This is a genomic window from Lichenicola sp. GTC18331 (assembly GCF_055386855.1).
The window spans coordinates 2,332,186-2,355,481 of sequence record NZ_AP045015.1 but is presented as its reverse complement, the minus strand read 5'-3'; the positions used below and the strand labels follow the sequence as shown (position 1 = coordinate 2,355,481).

Genomic DNA, 23,296 nt, shown 5'->3' with positions numbered 1-23,296 from the left:
TCGGGCGGGAAACGGCGCGGAGCAAGCAGGGTTCGGCGCCGCGCCGACATCGCTCGGACGGAGAACGGCCTCGCGGCAGAAACGCAGCTACTGGCTGCAAAGGTCTGACGGAACGGCAGGAAGAGGTGCCATCGACGCCCCTCTCGCCGGGCGCTAGCATTGTCCCCCATGCAAACCACCATTGCGGGGCCAACCCGCACGCAGCAATTCTCCGTCGTTCTCGCGATCGAGTTTTGGGAACGCTTCGGCTATTACGGCATGCAGGGTCTTCTGCTGCTGTTCCTGGTGCAGAAGCTCGGCTTCAACGATGGCGCCGCCAATTTGCTCTGGGGCGCCTTCGCGGCGCTCACCTACGCCGCGCCGGCGATCGGCGGCTGGCTGGGCGACCAGGTGCTGGGATCGCGCAGGGCGATGGTGGCCGGTGCCACCTGCCTCGGTCTCGGCTACGCGCTGCTGGGGATTCCCACTGCACAGCATTGGCTGCTGTATCTCGGCATGGGCACGATCTCGATCGGCAACGGGATGTTCAAGCCCAACGTCGCCAATCTGGTGCGCCGCATCTACGAAGGCGACGATAGCCGGATCGATGCCGCCTTCACGCTCTACTACATGTCGATCAATGTCGGTTCGGCGATCTCGCTGCTGTCGTCTCCGGTGATCGCCGCGCATTTCGGCTGGCATGCCGGGTTCGGCACATCGGCGATCGGGCTGGCCGCCGGTCTGCTGGTGTTCTTCTTCCTGCGGACGCGGCTGTCCGCGATTGGCTCCGCGCCCGATTTTCGTCCCCTTCCCGGCCGCACTGCCCTCTTCACCCTTCTGGGCGTCATCGCCGCCATTCTCGTCGTGATGATCGTGCTGCAGCACCCGGAAGTGGCACGATTCACCATCTGGGTGGCCGGTCTCTGCACCGCCGGAATCCTGGCATGGCTGTTCGGCCGTCTCGCCCCGCACGAACGCCCAGGCCTGCTGATCGCCTGCCTGCTGATCGTCGAAGTGATAGCCTATTTCATCTTCTACCAGCAGCAGGCGACGTCGCTGACCTTGTTCGCGCTGCGCAATGTCGATCCGGCGCTGTCGATCGGCGGCGTCACGCTGGTGCATATCTCAGCGGCACAGTTCCAGTCGCTGAATCCGATCTGGATCATGATCTTCAGCCCGGTCCTGGCCTGGCTCTACAGCACGCTCGGCAAGCGTGGCCGCGATCCACAGATCTCCACCAAATTCCTGCTCGGTTTCGCGCTGGTGACGACGGCCTTCCTGGTCTGGTGGCTAGCCACCGGCAGCGCCGCGCCGGCACGTGTGTCCCCCTGGGTGATGGTGCTGGCCTACAGCTTCATCTCCGCTGGAGAGCTGATGATTAGCGCCCTGTCATTGGCGATGATCTCCCGCTACACGCCGCAGCGTTTAAGCGCTTTCATGATGGGCGCGCTGTTCGTGGCCTATGGTGCTGCGCTCTATATCGGCAGCGCCGTGGCCAATCTGGCCGCCCTGCCGCCGGCCTTGCGCACCGCGCCGCCGGAGGAAACCCTGCCGATCTACCATCACCTGTTCCTGGGTCTGATGGAGTTCGGCATCGTGGTGACGCTGCTGGCGGCTCTGCTGATCCCGGTGATGCGCCGTCTCGAGCGGGCGCATGCACGGGGCATGCAGACGATCGCGTCCTGAAGCGGATAGAGCCGTTCTCAACGGCAGGGTTGGATAGGATCAAACCTGCCGATTGACGTCGACGGCCGATCAGTCGTCGCGTCTGCCTGCCGAATCTACCCGTTTGTCGGCGCCTGGGGTGCAAACCTCACACATATGGAGCGCAAGCTGGTGGCCGAGATTTGCGTCGGTCATTGCGACCGCCAGCCGCCTCGGCGGCGACAACGTGTTCAGCATCTTCAATCTGTGCCGGCGCTACACCGGCCAGAATCCGAGCACGTTGGCACGGAACACCTCACGCTGATCCTTCAGTCCAAATCCTTGGCCACATCGGGCGAACGGAGCAGAGCGTCGATCTCCATCGCGTAATCGAGTGCGGTGTCGGGCTGGAAATGGATTTCCGGCACGCCCCGCAGGCGCACGGCACGGCTGAGTTCCGAACGCAGGAACGGCGCGGCGCGGCGCAGGGCCGGCAGGATCGCGTCGATATCGGTGCGACCCAGACGCGCCACGAAGGCGGTGGCGTGCTTCAGATCCGGGCTGATCCGCACCTCGGTGACGGTGACGTGCACGCCGGCCAGCTCCGGGTCGCGGAACTCGGTGCGGGTGAACAGATCGGCCAGAACGTGACGCACCTCCTCGGCCACACGCAGCTGACGTTGCGAGGGGCCCTTGGCGCCACCCTTGCCGCCGGCGCCGGAATAAGAAGAACCGGCGAGTTGCCCCGCCGGTCCCTTCAGTTCCGTCCGGCTCCTGGAGCCGCGGCTCATGCCGGCACCAGCTCCATCTCGTAGCACTCGACCACATCCCCTTCCTTAAGGTCGTTGTAGCCGGCGAAGGAGAGGCCGCACTCGTAGCCGCGGGCCACTTCGCGGACATCGTCCTTGAAGCGCTTGAGCTGCGACAGATCGCCCTGATGGATGACCACGTTGTCGCGCAGCAGACGCACGCCGCAACCGCGCTTGACCACGCCTTCGGTGATGTAGCAGCCCGCGACCATGCCGGTCTTGGTGATGTTGAACACCTTGCGGACCTCGGCGTAGCCCAGGAACTTCTCGCGGTGCTTGGGCGCAATCTTGCCCTTCACCAGCTGCTCCACGTCGTCGGCCACCTGATAGATGATCGAGTAGTAGCGGATCTCGACCCCATCGCGCTGCGCCATCTCGCGTGCCTGCGACGTGGCGCGGACGTTAAACGCCACCACCACCGCATCGGACGCCTTGGCGAGCTGGATGTCGCTTTCCGTGATCTGACCCACGCCCGCGATCAGCACGCGGACCTTGACCTCCTCGTGCTCGAGCTTGAGCACGGTGGCCTGGATCGCCTCGGACGAGCCCTGCACGTCCGCCTTGATGACCAGGGCGACTTCCTTCTGCGCGCCAGCCTGGATGCGGGCGAGCATCTGGTCCAGCGTGCCACGCGCGGCGGTGATGCCGGCAGCCTGCTTTTCCTTGATCTTGCGCTGGCGGAATTCGGAGATCTCGCGGGCGCGGTTCTCGTTCTCCACCACCACGAAGGGTTCGCCGGCTCCCGGCACCGACGACAGGCCCAGCAGTTCCACCGGCACGGACGGGCCGGCCTGCTTGATCTGCTTGTTCTTGTCGTCGACGATCGCGCGCACCCGGCCCCATTCGGCGCCGGCCACCACGATGTCGCCCTGGTTGAGCGTGCCCTTCTGCACCAGCACGGTCGCCACCGGGCCACGGCCGCGATCGAGACGGCTTTCCACCACCGTGCCTTCGGCGGCGCGATCGGGATTGGCGCGCAGGTCGAGGATTTCGGCCTGCAGCATGATGGCTTCTTCCAGCTTGTCGAGGCCGGTCCGCTTCAGCGCGGAAACCTCCACATCCTGGGTTTCGCCGCCCATCTGTTCGACGACGATGTCGTGCTGCAGCAGCTCCTGACGCACCCGGTTCGGATTGGCGCCCGGCTTGTCGCACTTGTTGATGGCGACGATGATCGGGGCGTCGGCCGCCTTGGCATGGCGGATCGCTTCGATGGTCTGCGGCATGACGCCGTCATCGGCAGCGACGACCAGGATCACCACGTCCGTCACCGACGCTCCGCGCGAGCGCATGGCGGTGAAGGCCTCATGGCCAGGCGTGTCGATGAAGGTGATCTTCGAACCGCTCGCGGTCTCGACCTGATAGGCGCCGATATGCTGGGTGATGCCACCGGCTTCGCCGCCCGCCACGTCGGTGGTGCGCAGCGCGTCCAGAAGCGACGTCTTGCCGTGGTCGACATGGCCCATGATGGTCACGACCGGTGCACGCGGCAGCAGGAGGATGTCTTCGTCCTCCTCGCCCTCGATGCCGATCTCCACATCGCTTTCGGCGACGCGGCGCACGCGATGGCCGAATTCCTGGATCACCAGTTCCGCGGTGTCGGCGTCGAGAATCTGCGTGACGTTGGCCATCACGCCCATCTTCATGAGCGCCTTGATCACGTCGGCGGCACGGGTCGCCATACGGTTGGCCAGTTCAGCCACGCTGATGGTTTCCGGCAGCACCACGTCGCGAACGACGCGGACCTGATCGGAGCGCAGACGCTCCAGCTCGGCCTGACGGCGCTCGCGGTCGCGCTGGCGACGCACGGAGGCGAGCGAACGCGTCTTGTCGTCATCGCCCTCGATCGCGGCCTGCACGTCGACGCGGCCGCTCATGCGGCGGTCGCCGACCTTGCGGGCGGTGGTGGCCGGCACCTTGCGGGCCGGCACGGCGGCACCCGGACGGCGCACCGGACCGCCACGACGGTCGTCTTCCTCGGGACGCGCCGAACGAAGACGCAGGGTCTCGGACGGGGCGGCAGTGGAAGAGGAACCCGGGCGGGTATTGATCACCGGCGCATGACCGACGGCGCGCGACGCGATGGTGCGCAGCGGTTCGGTCGGCAGGATGGTGATGCCGCCCGTGGTGATCGGGCCGGTCTGCACCGGCGCAGCCGGCTCGGCAGGCGCCTGCGGGGCAGCCGGCTGAGACGCCGTCGTCCTGGCGGCTTCCACGCGCTCGGCCTCGGCACGGTCGGCCTCGGCGCGACGTGCGTCTTCCGCTTCTGCACGGGCGCGGGCCTGTTCGGCCTCCGCGGCGCGTGCGGCATCCTCGGCGGCCCGCTTGGCTTCCTCGGCCGCGCGACGCGCTTCCTCGGCGGCGGACAGGATGCTGATCTTTTCCTGCTCGCGGCGTTCCGCCTCCCGGCGGGCGGCTTCCTTCTGCTGCTCTTCGAGCACGCGCTGGCGAGTCGCCAGCTCGGACGCGGTCAGCGCGCGACCGGCGCCGGCCGGACGGCCTGCACCGGCACGCACCGGACCACCGGCGGGACCTGCACCCGGCGTCGGGGTCGGGCCGCGCTTCTTGCGCACCTCGACCTGCACAACCTTCGAACGGCCATGGCTGAAGCTCTGTCGAACCTGCCCGCCATCCACCGTGCGTCCCACTTCGAGACGCGACGCCGGCCGGAGGGAAAGACGCCCCTTGCCCTGATCCTGATCGTTACCTTCGCTCATACACCCGCCCGTTCAAACCCACCCGGCTGCTCGTCGACCGCGCTTGTCTGCGTGTCGTCCGCCTGCCGGACCGGAACCGCCAACCCGGCGAGCCCCGCAAATCGCCCACTCTCCACGACGAGGCGATCGGCCAAAGCCCCTCGCGACAGCGCCGCATGCACCACATGGTCGCGCCCGAAGGCGGCGGCCAGCCTCGTCGCGGTCATCACGGACACCACCGGAAGCGATCGCGCTCCCGACACTATCCTGCGCCGCTCGTCCGGACTTCCGTCGATCGCCTGCACGATCACCGCCGCACGCCCACCGACGATCCATTCGCGCGTCTTGGCGTAGCCGCAGACGGTTTGTCCCGCGCGCCTCGCCAGGCCGAGAAGATCGGCGATACGGTGGAGCAACCCGGCTTGCAGAAGGGCAGGAAGATCCTGGGGGATCGTGACCTGCCCACGAGCGGCCCTGGCGAACGCTCCACGCGTCCGGGCGGTTTCTAGCACATCCCCATTTGCACTCAACCAGATTCCCCGTCCGGGCAGACGCGCGCCCAGGTCCGGGGTCAACACGCGATCGGGCGACAGAACGAAACGGATCATCCGCTCCTTCTGCAACCGCTCGCGCGTGACGATGCAGCGCCGCAGCGGCCCGGTCTCGGGCTCCGCCGCGGCATCGGCCGCGTCATCCGGTTCGGGATCAGGATCAGACGTGGGAAGTCTCCCCGTCTTCCGCAACCTCGCCCTCGGCGACGTCCGCATCGTGCTCGCCGGTCTCGGCCGCGGCCGCACCCTCTTCACCTTCGAACCAGTGCGCGCGGGCCTGCATGATGATCTCGTTGGCCGCATCCTCGTCGATCGCGTCCGTGCCCAGGATCTCCACCAGCTCGTCGCCGGCGAGATCGGCCAGATCGTCGAGCGACTTCACGCCCTTCTCGCCCAGCGTCACCAGCATCTGGTTGGAAAACACCTCGAGCGCGATCAGATCCTCGGTCACGCCGAGCGCCTGGTGCTTCTCAGCGAGTTCTTCCTCGCGACGGTTCAGGAAGCCCTCGGCGCGACGGATCAGCTCTTCGGCTACCGTCTCGTCGAAACCCTCGATCTCGCCCAGCTCCTCGACCGGAACATAGGCCAGCTCTTCCACCGTGTTGAAGCCTTCGGTCACCAGCAGGCCGGCGATCACGTCGTCCACGTCCAGCGCCTCGACGAAGGTGCCGGTGCGACGGCGGAACTCTTCCTGGCGGCGCTCCGATTCCTCGGCCTCGGTCAGGATGTCGATGTCCCAGCGGGTCAGCTGCGAGGCCAGACGCACGTTCTGGCCGCGACGGCCGATCGCCAGCGAAAGCTGCTCGTCCGGCACCACCACTTCCACGCGGCCGGCTTCCTCGTCCATCACCACCTTGGACACTTCGGCCGGCGCCAGCGCGTTTACCACGAAGGTTGCGGCCTGCGGGCTCCAGGGAATGATGTCGATCTTCTCGCCCTGCAGCTCCTGCACCACCGCCTGCACGCGCGAACCGCGCATACCGACGCAGGCGCCGACCGGGTCGATCGCGCCATCGCGGGAAATCACCGCCATCTTGGCGCGCGAACCCGGATCGCGGGACACGGCCTTGATCTCGATGATGCCGTCGTAGATTTCCGGCACTTCCTGCGCGAACAGCTTGGCCAAAAAGGCCGGGTGCGAACGGCTGAGGAAAATCTGCGGCCCGCGCGGCTCGTCGCGCACGTCGTAGATATAGGCGCGCACGCGGTCGGAATTGCGGAAGCTCTCGCGCGGGATCAGCTCGTCGCGACGCAGCAGCGCCTCGGCGGAACCGATCTCCACCATGAGATTGCCGTACTCGGTGCGCTTGACCGTGCCGTTGACGATCTCGCCCACGCGGTCCTTGAACTCGTCGTACTGGCGCTTGCGCTCGTATTCGCGCACGCGCTGCACGATCACCTGCTTGGCGGTCTGGGCGGCAATGCGGCCGAAATCGATCGGCGGCAGCGGGTCCACCAAGTGCTCGCCGACCTGGATGCCCGGCTTGAACTTGGCGGCGATATGAACGGGAATCTGCGTTTCCTCGTTCTCCACCACCTCCACGGCCTCGGTCCAGCGCGACAGGCGGACGTCGCCGGTCTTGCGGTCGATGGTGGCGCGGATGTCCTTCTCGTGGCCGTACTTGGCGCGACCGGCCTTCTGGATGGCCTGCTCCATCGCTTCCAGCACTTCTTCGCGGTCGATCGCCTTCTCGCGCGCGACGGCGTCGGCGACCAGAAGCAGTTCGGGGCGGGAAACGGCAGTGTCCATGGTGACCTCTGTGTTTCTTAAACGTCGGACGTTGCTGATGAGTTAAACGAGAGATCGCCCAGGGCGATCAATGGACCTTGCGGCCCGGCTTCGGCCCCGGACCCGCCTTCGGCTTGCGGGCCGTCTTCTGCGCACCGACACGGGCGCCGCCCACCTTGGCCCCCTTCTGGCGGCCATCGGCCTGACGCGGCGCCTCCGCCGCGCCGTCGGTCGCAGCCTCCTTGCTTTCGCCCTCGGCCGGAACGCCGAACATCTGCGCGGTGGCGGCGATCAGAGCATCGGTCAGCACCAGACGCGCCTTGCGGATCTCGGCCAAAGGCAGCGACACCTCGGTGCCATCCTCGACGCGCAGCCGGGCGACGCCGTTCTCCGCCCCCATGGCGGTGCCGGCGAACCGCTTGCGCCCGTCGATCGGCATCAGCGTCTCCGCGCGGGCCAGATGGCCGGCGAAGCGGTTCCAGTCCTTCTCCCGGGTCAGCGGACGGTCGATTCCGGCCGACGAGACTTCCAGGTTCCAGGCGCCGGGGATCGGGTCGTCCACATCCAGGACGGCGCCGACGGCATGGGAGATCGCCTCGCAATCCTCCACGCCAATCAGCGAACCGTCGGCGCGGTCGGCCATGATCTGCACGGTCGGGGTGTCGCGGCCCAGAACGGACACGCGCACCAGTTCGTAGCCCATATCGGTCAGGGTCGGCGCGACGCTGTCGGCAATGCGCGCTTCGAGGCCGGTGAGATGAAGATCGGTGTCCAAAGCCAAAAAGGCGGCCCGCGAAGGCCACCCCCCAAATAATCGGAGATTTCAGTGAATGACCCGATACCTAGTTCGGCCGGCTCGTTCTGGCAAGCGTTCCGTTGGCCACCCGCCATAGCCCCATCCGGCGTCCCTGCTTGCCGTACTACGGCAGCGCGCACGAGGGGCGAATTTCTCTCCCTTATCAAAAATGTATCATCGAACGACCGGACATTGCGCGGGAGGCCAATCTAACGATATAAGGATGATACATTTGATACGTTGATCCGCCGATTTCACCAGACGATGCCGATCCACCCTCCCACCATCCGGACCACCCCGTGAGCAGCCGCACCGAGACCGGCATCGTCGCCACGCGACGCCGCGCCATTCTCGATTTCGTGGTCGAGCACGGCAGCGCGCAGGCCGAAGAACTGGTGCGTCACTTTTCGATTAGCCGCATGACCGTGCATCGCGACCTGGAAGCCCTGGCGAGCGATAATCTGGTCCGACGGGTGCATGGCGGCGTGACCACACTGTCTGATCCGCGCGTAGAGGCCAGCGTGCTGCATCGCGCCCGGCGGGGCACGGGGGCAAAGCGCGCCATCGCCGCAGCAGCCGCCCGGCTGATCGCGCCCGGAGAGATCGTCGTGCTGGACGACTCCACCACGGTCTCGCTGCTGTGCGACCATCTGGGCCGTCTGGGCGATCTGACCGTGATCACAAACAGCCTCGGGATTTCAGGCCGGCTTTCCGGCATGAAGCCAGTGACCTTGATCGGTCTCGGCGGCCAGTACGAACCCCGCTTCGACGCCTTCTTCGGCACGCAATGCGAGCAGGCCATCGCCATGCTGCGCGCCAACACCCTGTTCATGTCCGCCTCGGCCATCCACGGCAGCACGGCGTTCCATCAGGAACAGGGGGTGATCCGGGCCAAGCTGGCGATGATGGAGATCGTCGAACGGCGCGTGCTGCTGGCCGACAGCTCCAAGTTCGACCAGAGCGCGCTGAACCTGCTGGCACCTTTATCGGCATTCGACGTCGTGATCTCCGACGACGCGCTGCCCCAGCCCATCCGCCACCGGCTGCTCGATGCCGGGATCGTGTTGCGGATCGCCCCCTCGCCCGCTTCCCCGGACGGTTTCCCATCCCCCGTATCGGCGCCCCACGCGCCTGAAGGACATTCGTGATGCGTATTGCAATCGGCGGCGACAGCGCCGGAGACTCCCTGGCCGCCATCCTCGCCGCCCATCTGGGCAAGAACGAGGGCTGGACGGTGGACGACATCTCCAAGCCGGACAACGGCGAAGCGGAACTCTACCCGTCGCTGGCCGAGCGCGCCGCACAGGCGGTGCTGGCCGGCCGCTACGACCGCGCCATCCTGTGCTGCGGCACCGGCATCGGCGTGTGCATCTCGGCCAACAAGATTCCCGGCATCCGCGCCGCGCACACGCACGACACCTATTCCGCCGAACGCGCCGCGCTCAGCAACGACGCCCACATCATCACCATGGGCGCCCGGGTGATCGGCCCGGAACTGGCCAAGGCGATCGCCGACGCGTTCCTGCGTTGCCGGTTCGACCCGAACAGCGCTTCGGCGCGCAATGTCGCAGCCATGGAGGCACTCGACCGGAAATACAACGCCGACAGGTAAGCGTGCTCCCCTCTCCATAAAAACCATAAGGAAAAATCGGGATGAAACGTCACACTTTGCTTTGCGCCGCCGCCCTTCTCGGGATCGCCGCCATGCCGCTCGCCGCACAGGCGGCGGATGGCGGCGGCCCGTTGCGTTTCGTGCTGATCCCCAAGACCGTCCATCCGTGGTTCGACAAGGTCAATGACGGCGCCAAGCAGGCCGCCGCCGTGCTCAGCAAAGCCGCCGGGCGCACCGTGACGGTGGATTATGCAGCACCGCAGACTGCCGACGTGGCAGCGCAGAACGACATCATCGAACGCTCCATCGCCACGCATCCGGCTGGCATCCTGCTCGATCCGCTCGACGCGAACGGCAATCGAGCCGCGATGGAAGAGGCGATCCAGCAGGGCGTCGGATTGACCATCTTCGACTCTCCCGCCCCGGCCGGCCTCGACGTCACCGCGGTGGGCGCCGATTTCTGCGAACAGGGCACCATGGCCGCAGAGCGTCTGGTGAAGCTGATCGGCGAGAAAGGCGAGGTCGCGATCATGATGGGCGTGCCAACCGCACCCAACCATGCCGTGCGCGCCGAATGCGAGAAGAAGGTGTTCGCCCGCTATCCGAACGTCTCGGTGGTCGCCACCGGAATCGATAACGACAACATCGAGACGGCGCAGAAGCAGGCCTCCGCGATCATGCAGTCGCATCCGAAGCTGGCCGGCTGGGTCGCCTGCGACGCGGCGGGTCCGGTCGGCATCGGCCAGGCCATCCGCGAGAGCGGCGCCACCGGTAAGGTCAAGGAAGTGGGGATGGACAACCTCAACGACATGATCGCGCTGATCAAGGACGGAGTGGCAGACTCTTCGGCATCGAGCCGGCCGGAGATGCAGGGCTACTGGGCGGTGATCGCCGCCTGGCAGAAGGCGATCGGCCAGAAGACGCCGAAATTCATCGACACCGGCATCGACGTGCTGACGAAGCAGTCCCTGTAACCGTGAACGCCGCGCCGTCGCGATCAACGGCGGCGCGGCATCGCGAACGCTTCCCGTATCGCGGAACAGGAGGACGTCCATGGCGGAGATCGTCGTCGTCGAGGCCGTGCGTAAAGCCTATCCCGGCGTGGTCGCCCTGGACCATGTCGATCTGACGCTCGAACCCGGCAAGATCCATATCCTGGCCGGCGAGAACGGGGCCGGTAAATCGACCCTGATCAAGACCCTGACCGGACTCGTCACCCCCGACGAAGGCCGGGTGCTGATCGGCGGACGGGACGCCGCGAGCGACCGGACCCTGTTCGAGAAGATCGCCTATGTGCCGCAGGAGTTGAACCTGTTCGGCTCCATGAGCGTCGCCGAGAACCTGTTCATTCCGTTTTCGCGGCACAATTTCGGCCGGATCGTGCAGTCGCGCACGGCGATCCGCACCGCGGCGGATGCCACACTGAAGCGCTTCGGCATCCGCGCCCGCCCGGACGATCGGGTCGGCCGGATCAGCGTGCCGGACCAGCAGCTTCTGCAGATCGCCCGCGCCGCCAGCCGGAACAGTTTCGACGTGCTGATCCTGGACGAGCCGACCTCGTCGCTGACCGCGTCCGAGACCGCCCATCTGTTTTCCATCGTGCGTGGGTTCCGCGACGAAGGCGTCGCCATCGTGTTCGTGTCGCATAAGATGGAGGAGATCTTCGCGCTCGGCGACACGGTGACCGTGCTCCGCAACGGCCGCAGCGTCGGCACGTTCGACATGGAAGGCATGACCGAGCGACGCCTCGTGCAACTGATGTCCGGATCGGACATCGTGCTGGAGGAACGGTTCCAGCCGAGAACGGCGCCCGGCGCCGTGATGCTGTCGGTAGAGAACCTGAACGGCCCCGGCTTCCACGACATCTCATTTCAGCTTCGCCGCGGCGAGATCCTCGGTTTCGCCGGGCTGGTCGGCGCCGGCCGCTCCGAGATCATGCAGACCATGTTCGGCTACCGGCGCGCCCGGTCGGGACGCTGCGTGCTGGACGGGACGGAAATCCCTGCCGGCCGCACCGACCGGGCGGTGGCGCGCGGCATGGTCTACCTGTCGGAAGAGCGCAAGCATCACGGCATCTTTCCGCTGCTCAGCGTGCGCGAGAACATCGGCGTCTCGATCCTGGATCAGCTGTCTCGCGGCGGCCTGTTGTCGCCGTCGCGCGAACGCGACGCGATCGGCGCGGTGATCAAGCATTTCGACGTACGCACCGCGTCGCCGGAAAAGAAGATCCGTTTCCTGTCCGGCGGGAATCAGCAGAAAGCGATCATCGGCCGGGCCATGGCGCGCCGCCCGCGTCTGCTGATCTTCGACGAGCCGACCAAGGGCATCGATATCGGCACCAAGTTCCAGATCTACCGGATCATGCAGCAGCTGGCGGAGGAGGGCGTGGGCATCATCCTCGTCTCGTCCGAGATGACGGAGCTGCTGCGCTGCGCGTCGCGCATCGTCACCCTCCATGCTGGTCGCATCAACGGCGATTTCGATCCCGCCACCACACCTACCGACACCCTGGTCGGCGCCATCATCGGCGCCGGGGAGAGCCGCCATGTCGCCTGAGACCGTGCCGCACACCCTCGAACCGTCCCCCCGGCGCTCCTTCGACGCCCGCGCCCTGCTGTCGCACCTCGCTGCGAATCCGCTGGCGGGCGTCGTCACGGCGCTGGTCGTCATCTTCGTGGTCGCCTCGCTGGTCTCGCCCTATTTCCTGACCCGCTTCAACATGATGATCATCGCCCGGTCGCTCGCCTTCATCGGCTTGGTGACGATCGGCCAGTCGGTGCTGATGATCCTGGGCGAACTCGACCTGTCCGTCGGCGCGATCGGCGGCCTGTCCGGCATTGCCGGCGGCACGCTGATGGTGCAGTTCGGAGTTGATCCGTTCCTGGCATTCGGACTCTGCCTGCTGCTCGGCGGGCTGTGCGGTGCCGTCAACGGCACGCTGGTGACGCGGCTCGGACTGCACTCCCTCGTGCTGACCATCGGCATGGCCGGCGTCTTCGGCGGCACCATCCTGGTGGCGACCAAGGGCGTGGCGATCACCGGCATCCCGTCGGCCATTTCCGTCCTGGGCAGCGGCACGCTGGCGGGCGTTCCGCTGCCATTCGTCATCATGCTGGCCTGTCTGGTTCTCACCATGCTGGTGATGCGGCGAACGCCGCTCGGCCGTTACGTCTATGCGATCGGCAGCAATCCCGAAGCCGCGCGCATGCTGGGCATACGCGTGAACGCGATCCGCACCGGCGCCTTCGCTTTCGCCGGGTTCCTGTCGGCGCTGGCGGGCATCCTGATGGTGGCGCGGCTGGGCAGCGCCCAGCCCTCCATCGGCGACAACTGGGTGCTGGCGCCGATCGCGGCGGCGGTGATCGGCGGCGTCGCCACAACCGGCGGTCTCGGCAGCCCGTTCGGCGCGGTGCTGGGCGCCGTGATCATCGGCATCATCGAGAACATCATCGTTCTCTTCGGCATCTCTCCCTACTGGCAGTCGATCGTCAGCGGCGGAATCGTGGTGATCGCGATCTCGTTCGACGCGATCGCCCGACGCACCATCCTGCGCGACGCCTGAACCTGCACGCCCTTCCGGCAAGGATCCTGTTCTCATGGCCCATATCTGCGGTGAGCCCGCCGAATTCGCAGCGACCGCTTTGAGCGGCTTCGCCCTTGCCCACGCCGATCTGGTGTCGCCCGTGCGCGGCGGCGTGGTGCGGACGACACCGGGGCCGCGCGGCAAGGTCGCCGTGGTGGTGGGCGGAGGCTCCGGCCATTACCCGGCCTTCGCCGGCTATGTGGGTCCGGGCTTCGCCGATGCGGCGGTGGCCGGGGACGTGTTCGCCTCGCCCTCCACGCAGGCGATCTTCGGCGTCGCCCGCGCGGCCGAGCTGGGCGGCGGCGTGATCCTGGCCTACGGCAACTATGCCGGCGACGTGCTCAATTTCGGGATCGCCGCCGAACGGCTGCGCGATGCCGGGATCGACACGCGCGAGCTCAGGACCACAGACGACGTGGCGAGCGCATCGGACGAGCAGCGGACGCGCCGTCGCGGCATCGCGGGCGGACTGCCGGTGTTCAAGATCGCCGGCGCCGCCGCCGAAGCCGGGCTGTCGCTGGACGAGGTCTGGGAAATCGGACAACGCGCCAACCACCGCACCCGCACCTTCGGCGTGGCGTTCGACGGCTGCACCATTCCCGGCGAGGCCGATCCGCTGTTCACCGTTCCGACCGGCCGGATGGCGCTGGGTCTCGGCGTGCATGGCGAGCCCGGCATCGGCGAGCAGCCGATCCCCGCCGCCGCCGACCTCGCTTCCGTGCTGTTCGACCGCGTGATCGCCGAGGCGCCCTCCGGACATGGCCCGCGGATAGCGGTGCTTCTGAATGGACTCGGCAGCACCAAGCAGGAGGAGATGTTCGTCCTCTGGGCGACTCTGGCCGAACGGTTCGGCGCGGCCGGCTACACGCTGGTGGCGCCGCTCGTCGGCGAATACGTCACCAGCCTGGAAATGGCCGGGTGCTCGCTCACCGTCACCTGGTTGGACGACACGCTGGAACGGTTCTGGCGCGACGCCGTGCACAGCCCCGGTCTGGTGCGTCCACGCATCGACGGCGACGCACCCGCGTCGCTGCCGCTCCTCGCGGAGCCGGAAGCCGTCGTCACGCCGGCCGGCACCCTTTCGGGACGCGAAGCAGGACGCTGCACCAGCGCCGCGCTGGATCGTCTGGCCGCGGCCCTGGCGCAGGCGGAGGCCGAGCTCGGCCGCATCGACGCCCAAGCCGGCGACGGCGACCACGGCCAGGGCATGGCCCGCGGTTCGGCGGCAGCGGCCAGGGCGGCACAACAGGCGGCGGAACGGCAGGGCGGTGCCCGAACCGTGCTGGCGGCGGCGGCCGATAGCTGGGCCGATCGCGCAGGCGGCACCTCCGGCGCGCTGTGGGGCGAGGGTCTGCGCGCCTTCAGCGCCGCGTTCGACGACGAGACACGGCCGAATGCGCGCCAGCTCGCGGATGGTGCGCGCCGCATGCTGGACCGCATCCAGGCGCTCGGGGGCGCCAAACCGGGCGACAAGACGCTGATCGACGCGCTCGCCCCCTTCGTGGACACGCTGGATGCCGGGCTCGCAGCGGGGCAAGCGTTGCCGCTGGCATGGCAGAAAGCCACGGAAGCAGCGCACGATGCGGCGGAGAAGACGCGCGATCTGTTGCCGCGTCTCGGCCGCGCCCGGATTCATGGCGAGCGCAGCAAAGGTCACCCGGACGCAGGCGCGCTGTCCATGGCGCTGGCGGCACGGGTGATCGGCGAAGGTCTCGCGACCACCGGACCTGCGGCTTGAGCGCCGCGTTCTGGCTCGGCACCAGCTGGAAGATGAACAAGCTGCTCGGCGATGCCGAGCGGTTCTGCGATACGGTGCGCGACGCGGAGGTGCTGCGCGATCCGCGCCTCCAGCCGTTCGTCATCCCGCCTTTCACCGCCGTGCTTCCGGTCAGGCGATCTCTGGCGGACACGCCGGTCCGGGTCGGCGCGCAGACGATGCATTGGGCCGATTCCGGCGCCTGGACCGGCGAGATCTCGGCGCCGATGCTGCGCGATTGCGGGCTCGATCTGGTGGAGCTGGGCCATTCCGAACGACGGACCCATTTCAACGAGACTGATGCGCAGGTCGGGCTGAAGGTCGGGGCCGCGCTGCGGCACGGCTTGATCCCGCTGATCTGCGTCGGTGAAACGGAGGCGGAGAAACGCGCCGGCCAGGCGGATGCCGTGCTGGAGCGGCAGGTGCGGACGGCGCTGGCCGGCGCAGGCACGCTCTCGCCGACGCTGCCGCTGCTGCTGGCCTACGAGCCGGTCTGGGCGATCGGCGAGCACGGCACACCGGCCAGCGCCGACTATGCCGAGGCGCGGCACCGGCACAGTCTCGCCGTGGCCCGCGACCAGTGCCCCGGGCGCGTCATCCGTTGCCTCTACGGCGGCTCGGTGAACGAGGGGAACTGCGCGGAGCTGGCTGCGTGTCCGCACGTGGATGGCCTCTTCATCGGCCGCGCGGCCTGGGCGGCGGACGGATTCCTCCGGATCGCCGCACGCGTGCAGGCGGTGCTGCCGCCCGGCTGAACCCGCGATCGCACTTTGCCGCTTCCGGTGCGTTGAACGGCGTGGATACCGATCGAACGGAGCTCGCCCCGATGCCCGACACCCATGCCGTCTCCCGCAACCCGGCCACAGGAGACGAGATCGAGCGGTTCGCCTTCCAGACGCCGGAATCGGTCGAAGCGCTGCTGCAAGACGCCTCCGATGCACAGAAGGTTTGGGCCGGGACGCCGATCGAGGACCGCGCCGCGATCATGGCGCGACTGGCAACCGTGATGCGCGAGCGGGCGGAGGGCGCCGCCGCGATCGCGACGGCGGAAATGGGCAAGACGCTGCGCGAGGCGCGGGCGGAAGTCGAGAAATGCGCGGCGACGGCGGAGTGGTTCGCCCGGAACGGCGCGCGCCATCTGGCCGACGAACCGGCGGACACCGACACGGCGGACGAGGCCTATGTGTCGTTTCTGCCGATCGGCGTGGTGCTGGGGGTGATGCCCTGGAACTTCCCCTACTGGCAGGCGGTGCGCGCGGCGGTGCCGATCCTGCTCGGCGGCAACGGGTTCGTCCTGAAACACGCACCTAACGTGATGCGTGCGGCGTTTCTGATGGAAGAGATGTTCCGCGCCGCCGGTCTGCCGGAACACGTCTTTTCGGTTCTGAACGTGGACACGCCGGCGATCGAAGCGGTGATCGCCGATCGGCGCATCGCCGCCGTGACGCTGACCGGCAGCACGCGCGCAGGCGCCGCCGTGGCATCTCTGGCCGGCCGGCATCTGAAGAAATCGGTGCTGGAGCTGGGCGGTACGGATGCGTTCATCGTCCTGGACGATGCCGATCTGGACGGCGCGGTGCGGTTCGCGATCTCCGGGCGCTTCGCCAATGCGGGTCAGGTCTGTCTGGCCGCCAAGCGCATCATCCTGGAAAAACCGATCGCGGCTGCGTTCACCGCGCGTTTCGTGGAGGCGGCGAAACAGCAGCGTGCGGGCGACCCGACCGACCCGCGCAACACCATAGGACCGATCGCACGCGCCGACCTACGCGACGGCGTGCACGAGCAGGTGCAGAGAAGCGTGGCAGCCGGCGCCTCTCTGCTGCTGGGCGGCATGCTGCCGGACGGGCCGGGCTTCTTCTATCCACCGACCGTCCTGGCCGATGTAACGCCCGGCATGACGGCGTTCGACGAGGAGGTGTTCGGACCGGTCGCGGCCTTGATCGTCGCCGAGGATGCAGAACACGCCTTGCTGCTTGCCAACAGGAGCGAATTCGGGCTGAGCGGCAACATCTGGACCGCCGACGAGACGAAGGCGCGTTCGATGGCACGACGCATGGAGACAGGCGGCGTCTTCATCAACGGCTTCACCGCCTCCAATGCACGCGTCCCCGTGGGCGGGGTGAAGAAAAGCGGTTACGGGCGCGAATTGTCGTATTTCGGCCTGCGCGAGTTCACCAACGCGCAAACCGTCTGGACGCGGCGGGGCTGATTCGATGACAGGCACGCCGCGGCTGAGCCACCTGCTGGAAACCTCGCTCTACGTGTCCAATCTGGATCGCTCCGAGCGGTTCTATCGGGACATCTTCGGGCTGGAGCTGTTTCTCCGCGACGATCGCATGTGCGGCCTTGGCCTCCCGGGCGACGCTGTGTTGCTGCTGTTCCTGCGCGGCGGCTCGACCGAGCCCTCGCCCACGGAAGGCGGCGGAGCCATTCCGCCGCATGACGGCAGCGGCCATCTGCATCTGTGTCTGGCGATCCCGCTCGGCGAACGGGATGCGTGGGAGCAGCACCTGCAACGGAACCGGATCGATATCGAAAGCCAAATCACCTGGCCGCGCGGCGGCACCAGCCTTTATCTGCGCGATCCGGACGGGCACTGCCTCGAACTCGCGACGCCCGGGCTCTGGCCGAGCTGGTGACGCGGATCTTCCTGACCGGCCCGACCGGAAGCGGCAAGAGCACGCTCGCACGACGCCTCGGAACGCATCTGGCTGTAGCGGTCTGGCCGCTGGACGAGATGCACTGGATCCGGAAACCGGCCGGCGATGAAAGGCGCGATCCGGAGTCCCGCCACGCTCTCCTGGAACAGACCGTGGACCGGCCGGACTGGATCGTCGAAGGCGTGCCAGTTCAAATGGGCCGGCCTCGCCATGGAACGAGCCGATCTGATCGTCGTGCTCGATCCGCCACGCCATGTCGTGTTGATGCGGCTACTCCGCCGTTTCCTGTCCCGGCGCTTCCGGGGGCCGCGCGGCACACTGCGCGCCCTGGCGGAGGAATTGCGCTGGTGCGGCGACTGGTTCCGCGCCGAACGGTGCATGGTGCTGGAGCGACTATCGCCGATGCAGCACAAAACGATCATTTACCGGGACAGATGCTGCGCTTCTGCGCCGGATGATCAGCCGGTCCGGCGTGAAGCCGAACGCGCCAGCCGCTTCTCGGCCACCCTGGCCAGACGCACGAAGGGAAGACCCAGCAGCAGATAGGCCGCCGCGATCATCAGGCCGGTGCCGAGATAATCGTAATAGGTGGTCGAGAGACGGATATAGGCCTGGGTCAGTTCGCTCAGCGTGATCACGCTGACCAGCGACGAATCCTTGAGCAACGAGATGAAATCGTTGGTCATTACCGGTACCACGAAGCGGAAGGCCTGCGGCACCATCACGTGCCGCACCGCCTGCGCCTGGGTCAGGTTCAGCGCCATCGCCGCCTCCATCTGCCCATGCGGCACGGATTGCAGCCCGGCCCGGTAGTTCTCGGCTTCGTAGGCGGCGTAGTTCAGGCCGAGCGCCACCACGCCGGCCAGAAACGGATCGAGCCGGATGCCGAGCGACGGGAGCCCGTAGAAGATGAACAGAACCTGGATCAGCAGGGGCGTGCCGCGAACGACCTCGATATAGATCGTCGCCGCCCAGCGCAGCGGCGCGGCGCCGTAGCGACGCGCCAGGGCCAGGACGAGCCCGCCCACCACCGCCAGCACCATGGCGCAGGCCGATACCGCCAGCGTCATCAGCGCGGCGCGGCCGATCAGCGGCAGGAACCCGGCGTAGCGCGTCAGACGCGCCCCGAACGTCGCGGCGGGGCGGGTCGATTCGAGCCAGTGATTCCATTGCACGGGAGGCACCGAATAGGTGGACGGATCGTCGAGCGCGGCGGCCATCTGCGGCGTCCACATTGCCCAGCTTTGCAGGATGCGCCGCAGAGACCCGTCCCGCCGCATCGCCTCCAGGCCGTTATCCACGGCTTCCAGCAGAGCGGGATCACCCTGGCGCATGGCGATGCCATAGGAGAGACCGCCGACCGGCGCGCCGACCAGCTTCAGGCGGTCGTCGGGCACCGCGTAGTACTGCGCGATCGGCGCATCCAGCATCACCGCATCGAGGCGGCCATTGCTCAGATCGGAATAGGCGTTGGTTTCGTCCTCGTAGGTCCGCAGCTCGATCCCGCCGGCCTTTTCCAGCAGACGCATGCTGGTGGTGTCCTTCAGCGTGCCGACGACATGGCCGCGCAGGTGATCCACCGTATCGAGACCATCCGTACCGCGTCGCACGGCGATGCGCTCGGCCGTGCGATAATACGGCGTGGAGAACGCCACCACAGCGCGATGCTCGGGCGTGATCTCGATGCCGTCGATCACCAGATCGTAGAGCCCGCGCTGCAGGCCCGGGATCAACCCGTCCCAGTCGTTCTGCACGAAGACCGGCTTGCGGCCCATCCTCGCCGCCAGCGTCTGCATGATGTCGTATTCGAAGCCGGTCAGCTTCGACTGGTCGGCCGGATCGTGGAACACGAACGGCGCGCCGGATTGCGCATCCGACGCCCAGCGCAGCACGGGAAGGTCCGCCGCTTGCGCCGCCCAGACCGGAAACAGCAGCAAGAGCAGCACCAGCAGGCGGCGCATCACAGGAAATTCCGCAGGAACTGACGCGTGCGTGGATCGGACGGCGCCGTGAACAACTGCTCCGGCGGCGCATCCTCGACGATGCGGCCGCCATCCATGAAGATGATCCGGTCGGAGGCGGCGCGGGCGAAACGCATCTCGTGCGTCACCACGATCTGCGTCATGCCTTCGTCGTCGAGCTGACGCATCACGCCCAGAACCTCTTCCGCCAGCTCGGGGTCGAGCGCGGAGGTCGGCTCGTCGTACAGCATTACCGAGGGCGCCATCGCCAGCGCACGAGCGATGGCGGCACGCTGCTGCTGCCCGCCGGACAGGGTGACCGGATAACGATGCGCGGCGGCGGCGAGCCCTACCTTCTCGAGCAGGGCCATGGCGGTCTCGGACGCCTCGCGCCGGGCGGTGCGACGCGCCACCATCGGTGCCAGGATCACGTTTTCCAGCACGGTGCGATGGGCGAACAGATTGAAGCCCTGGAACACCATGCCGACATGGGTGCGAAGCTGATGCGCGAGACGTTCGTCCTGCCGGCTCCAGCGCGCCTCCCGTCGGTCGATCGCGTGACCCGCGATCCGGATCTGGCCGCCGTCCGGTACTTCCAGCAAATTCAGGCAGCGCAGCAGGGTGGACTTGCCGCAACCGGATGGACCGATCACCGAAAGCAGATCACCCGCTTCCACGTCGAGCGACACCCGCTCGAGCACGACATGGCCGTCGAAGCTCTTATGCAGGTCGCGGATGCGGACGATCGGCTCGGGCGCTGGGGTCAATCGGGATCCGCACGGAAACGGCTTGGGAACGATTTTTTGCTCATGCCAAATCCGGGGATTGCTGGCAATCCGCCTCCGGGCGGCGCAACAGCATCGTCATTCGAGCAGGCTCACCTCCAAACGCACCTCAGTTGCAGCATCGCACACATTTTCGTGATCAGCTGGTAACGCCGCGCCGGGCCTGGTTTTCGGCAAGTTGCAACGGAGCATGACAAAGCGCAGGTTATTGTCTGACAATTGAACGGCTCGACAGAATGCCGACGGCGTCACGGTTTTTCCTTCGCTTTCCATTTTCTCGTTGCCGTTTCTTTGTCGTTCGCGTCCCGCGCCCAGGCTCGCGCGCGGTGCCTGACTGAACAAAGCCGTCCGAGAACGGCGAAACAGGAAACGCCAGGAGAAACCGATGAACGGTCCAGGCCTACGCCCCCTTCTGATGGCGGGCGCCGCCGCGCTCGCGCTTGCCGGGAGCGCCCTTCCCGCCAGCGCGCAGACAGGCGTGAAAATCAACGCCCTGTCCGGCAGCAGCGCCTTCACACCGATCCGGCCGCCGGCGGCGCCACTGATCACGCGCGCGCCCTACACCAATGTCTGGCTCGAGAACGCCACCGGGCAAGCGGCCCGTACATGGCCCGCGCACTGGAACGGCACGGTCAAGGCGATCACCGGCATCGCCATGATCGACAACAAACCCTATCTGTTCCTGGGCGCGCCCAACACGGCCGGGCTCAACGCCATGACGCAAACGTCGCTGAAAACCACGGCAACACAATCGATTTTCACGTTCGAGGCCGGCGGTGTGCTGTTGACGATGGACATGCTGTCGCCGGTGGAGGCGAACGACCTGAAACGGCTGTCGATGCCGTTGGGGAACATCGTCACCAGCGTCCGCAGCACCGACGGCGGTTCGCATACCGTTTCGGTCTATTACGACATCAGCGGCGAATGGGCGCACGGCACCAACACGACGCCGATCGTCTGGTCGAAGGTCGGCGTCAACCGCAACGCGGACGGATCGACGCGTTCCGGCAGCCTATCTGCCTGGGAGATCACGCCGAGCACACCGACCGTTCTGCAGCAGACCTATGATTACCCGTCCTGGGGAACGGCGCTCTTCGCCACGGAGAACAGCGGAACTCTGACCACGCAATCGGGCTCCGACGCCGCGGTCAGAACACAGTTCGCCACCTACGGGACACTGGCCAACACGAACGACACCAACCAGCCACGCGCGATCAACAACGCCTATCCGGTATTCGCCTTCGCCAACGATTTCGGACGCATCGGTGCCACGCAGACAGCACCGTTCAAGATCGTCGTGGGCCATGTGCGCGATCCGGCCGTGAGCTTCCACGGCACGCAGGTCAGCGGTCTGTGGCGGCAATATTTCCCGACGCAGGAAGCTATGCTCGCCTTCGACTACAACGATATCGGGGGAGCCTTGTCACGCGCCGATGCGCTCGACAAGAATCTGAGGCAGGCATCGAAATCGGTCGGTAACGCGCACTACGCGGCCATCACCGCCACGGTTCTGCGTCAGGCCTTCGCCGCCACCGAACTGGTCGGCAGCACAAGCAATCCATTGCTGTTCCTGGAAGAGATTTCGTCCGACGACAACGTGCAGACGGTGGACGTGATGTATCCGTCGATGCCGGCCTTTCTCTACATGAACCCGGAGCTTCTCCGCTACATGCTCGAACCGGTCATCGAGTATTCGGAATCCGGATACTGGCCGGAACCGTTCTCGCCACACGATCTCGGTAGCACCTATCCGAACGCCGATGGGCATGACGATGGCGGCGGCGAGAACATGCCGGTGGAAGAAACCGCCAACATGCTGATCATGGCGGACGCCTACATGCAGCACACCACACAACCGAAAGCGGCCGCCTACGCGCTGCAGCATTATCGCCTGTTCAAACAATGGGCCGACTACCTGCTCTCCTATCCTGCGCCGAACGCGAAGGAGTTCCCCTATCCGAACGCGCTCGACCCTCAGTACCAGAACCAGACCGACGATTTCACCGGCCGGATCGCGCACAGCGTTAATCTGGCACTGAAGGGAATCGAAGCGGTGGGTGCCATGGCGCAGATCGCCGACTATGCCGGCAAGACGGCACAGGCGAAGCATTACCGCAGCCGCGCAGAAACCATGATCGGCAAATGGGCGACCATGGCGCAAAGCAGCGACGGCTCCCACCTTCTTCTGCAGTACAAGGAAGCCGCGAACTCCCAGAGCCCCGACACCACGAGCGAACCGGACAGCTATTGGAGCCTGAAATACAATGCCTATCCGGACAAGCTGCTCGGCCTGAACCTGATCCCGCGCGCGATTCTGGCGGAGGAAGCGGCCTGGTATCGCACGCAGGAACATCCGACCGGCATTCCGCTTGATCCGCGCACGCTGACCGACAACAACGTGGCGCACGGATTCACCAAGGCCGATTGGCAGATCTGGACCGCCGCCAGCACGAACGATGCGACGCTTGCGAAGGACATCTATGACGAGGTCTACAACTACGCCAATACGACCCAGTCCGGCGAACCGTTCTCGGACTACTACGATCCGACAAGCACCTATGTCTCCGGCTTCCGCGCCCGTCCTGTGATGGGTGGTGCCTTCGCGCCTCTAACCCTGACCTTGCTGCCTGGCAAGGGCAGCGGTCTCTGAAGAAATAGAACAGGAACGGTCTTCTTTTTCTGAACACAATAAGCAAAAAGGCTTCTGTCCGGATGGTGAGGGAAGACCGGTCCCGGGT

General features: G+C 66.6%; 18 protein-coding genes. 11 read left to right on the top strand and 7 right to left on the bottom strand.

From position 1 onward, the window contains the following. The first annotated feature begins 168 nt into the window (after window positions 1-168). Window positions 169-1,665 (top strand): peptide MFS transporter, encoded by a 1,497-nt coding sequence (locus ACZ5BM_RS10745; protein ID WP_498907934.1) that lies wholly within the window; start codon window positions 169-171, stop codon window positions 1,663-1,665. 287 nt (window positions 1,666-1,952) lie between these two features. Here ACZ5BM_RS10745 and rbfA read toward each other — a convergent pair whose 3' ends face one another. The 5 genes from rbfA to rimP form a co-directional block, all read right to left on the bottom strand. Further along, window positions 1,953-2,414, bottom strand: coding sequence for a ribosome-binding factor A (rbfA, locus tag ACZ5BM_RS10740; protein WP_498907933.1), 462 nt, complete (start codon window positions 2,412-2,414; stop codon window positions 1,953-1,955). After that, window positions 2,411-5,146: a translation initiation factor IF-2 gene (infB, locus tag ACZ5BM_RS10735; RefSeq protein ID WP_498907931.1), complete on the bottom strand. Its 2,736-nt coding sequence runs from the start codon at window positions 5,144-5,146 to the stop codon at window positions 2,411-2,413. Before infB ends, rbfA begins: the two co-directional genes overlap by 4 nt. Continuing rightward, complete coding sequence (locus ACZ5BM_RS10730; protein ID WP_498907929.1) at window positions 5,143-5,892, bottom strand: RNA-binding protein; 750 nt, start codon at window positions 5,890-5,892, stop codon at window positions 5,143-5,145. The genes infB and ACZ5BM_RS10730 overlap by 4 nt, the downstream gene beginning before the upstream one ends. Continuing rightward, the gene (gene nusA, locus ACZ5BM_RS10725) at window positions 5,837-7,426 is read right to left on the bottom strand and encodes a transcription termination/antitermination protein NusA (RefSeq protein WP_498907928.1); all 1,590 of its coding nucleotides are present in this window, start codon (window positions 7,424-7,426) and stop codon (window positions 5,837-5,839) included. The genes ACZ5BM_RS10730 and nusA overlap by 56 nt, the downstream gene beginning before the upstream one ends. A gap of 67 nt (window positions 7,427-7,493) precedes the next feature. Beyond that, entirely contained in the window at window positions 7,494-8,180 is a 687-nt protein-coding gene (rimP, locus tag ACZ5BM_RS10720) for a ribosome maturation factor RimP (protein WP_498911586.1), read from the bottom strand. A 320-nt stretch (window positions 8,181-8,500) separates the two neighbouring features. Between rimP and ACZ5BM_RS10715 the strand changes: the two genes are divergently transcribed. The 9 genes from ACZ5BM_RS10715 to ACZ5BM_RS10675 all read left to right on the top strand — a co-directional run bounded on the left by ACZ5BM_RS10715 (window position 8,501) and on the right by ACZ5BM_RS10675 (window position 17,791). Further along, a complete protein-coding gene (locus ACZ5BM_RS10715) occupies window positions 8,501-9,349 on the top strand; it encodes a DeoR/GlpR family DNA-binding transcription regulator (RefSeq protein WP_498907927.1) in 849 nt (282 codons plus the stop codon). Continuing rightward, complete coding sequence (gene derI / locus ACZ5BM_RS10710; protein ID WP_498907925.1) at window positions 9,349-9,813, top strand: RpiB/LacA/LacB family sugar-phosphate isomerase; 465 nt, start codon at window positions 9,349-9,351, stop codon at window positions 9,811-9,813. Before ACZ5BM_RS10715 ends, derI begins: the two co-directional genes overlap by 1 nt. Window positions 9,814-9,854: 41 nt before the next feature. After that, a complete protein-coding gene (locus ACZ5BM_RS10705; protein ID WP_498907924.1) occupies window positions 9,855-10,787 on the top strand; it encodes a type 1 periplasmic-binding domain-containing protein in 933 nt (310 codons plus the stop codon). A gap of 79 nt (window positions 10,788-10,866) precedes the next feature. Next, window positions 10,867-12,369 (top strand): sugar ABC transporter ATP-binding protein, encoded by a 1,503-nt coding sequence (locus tag ACZ5BM_RS10700; RefSeq protein WP_498907923.1) that lies wholly within the window; start codon window positions 10,867-10,869, stop codon window positions 12,367-12,369. Beyond that, on the top strand, window positions 12,359-13,375 hold the full coding sequence (locus tag ACZ5BM_RS10695) for an ABC transporter permease (RefSeq protein WP_498907922.1): 1,017 nt from the start codon (window positions 12,359-12,361) through the stop codon (window positions 13,373-13,375). Before ACZ5BM_RS10700 ends, ACZ5BM_RS10695 begins: the two co-directional genes overlap by 11 nt. Before the next feature lie 34 nt (window positions 13,376-13,409). Then, complete coding sequence (locus ACZ5BM_RS10690; RefSeq protein ID WP_498907921.1) at window positions 13,410-15,134, top strand: dihydroxyacetone kinase family protein; 1,725 nt, start codon at window positions 13,410-13,412, stop codon at window positions 15,132-15,134. Continuing rightward, window positions 15,131-15,907: a triose-phosphate isomerase family protein gene (locus ACZ5BM_RS10685; RefSeq protein WP_498907920.1), complete on the top strand. Its 777-nt coding sequence runs from the start codon at window positions 15,131-15,133 to the stop codon at window positions 15,905-15,907. Before ACZ5BM_RS10690 ends, ACZ5BM_RS10685 begins: the two co-directional genes overlap by 4 nt. Before the next feature lie 71 nt (window positions 15,908-15,978). Next, window positions 15,979-17,361, top strand: a complete 1,383-nt coding sequence (locus ACZ5BM_RS10680) for an NAD-dependent succinate-semialdehyde dehydrogenase (RefSeq protein ID WP_498907919.1) — start codon at window positions 15,979-15,981, stop codon at window positions 17,359-17,361. 4 nt (window positions 17,362-17,365) lie between these two features. After that, window positions 17,366-17,791: a VOC family protein gene (locus ACZ5BM_RS10675; protein ID WP_498907918.1), complete on the top strand. Its 426-nt coding sequence runs from the start codon at window positions 17,366-17,368 to the stop codon at window positions 17,789-17,791. A gap of 479 nt (window positions 17,792-18,270) precedes the next feature. On the opposite strand, the gene ACZ5BM_RS10670 is transcribed toward ACZ5BM_RS10675, so the two are convergent. Next, complete coding sequence (locus ACZ5BM_RS10670) at window positions 18,271-19,773, bottom strand: ABC transporter substrate-binding protein/permease (protein WP_498907916.1); 1,503 nt, start codon at window positions 19,771-19,773, stop codon at window positions 18,271-18,273. Continuing rightward, entirely contained in the window at window positions 19,773-20,540 is a 768-nt protein-coding gene (locus ACZ5BM_RS10665; protein WP_498907915.1) for an amino acid ABC transporter ATP-binding protein, read from the bottom strand. Before ACZ5BM_RS10665 ends, ACZ5BM_RS10670 begins: the two co-directional genes overlap by 1 nt. Window positions 20,541-20,943: 403 nt before the next feature. On the opposite strand from ACZ5BM_RS10665, the gene ACZ5BM_RS10660 reads away from it, so the two are divergent. Continuing rightward, on the top strand, window positions 20,944-23,208 hold the full coding sequence (locus ACZ5BM_RS10660; protein WP_498907914.1) for a glutaminase family protein: 2,265 nt from the start codon (window positions 20,944-20,946) through the stop codon (window positions 23,206-23,208). Window positions 23,209-23,296 lie beyond the last annotated feature (88 nt).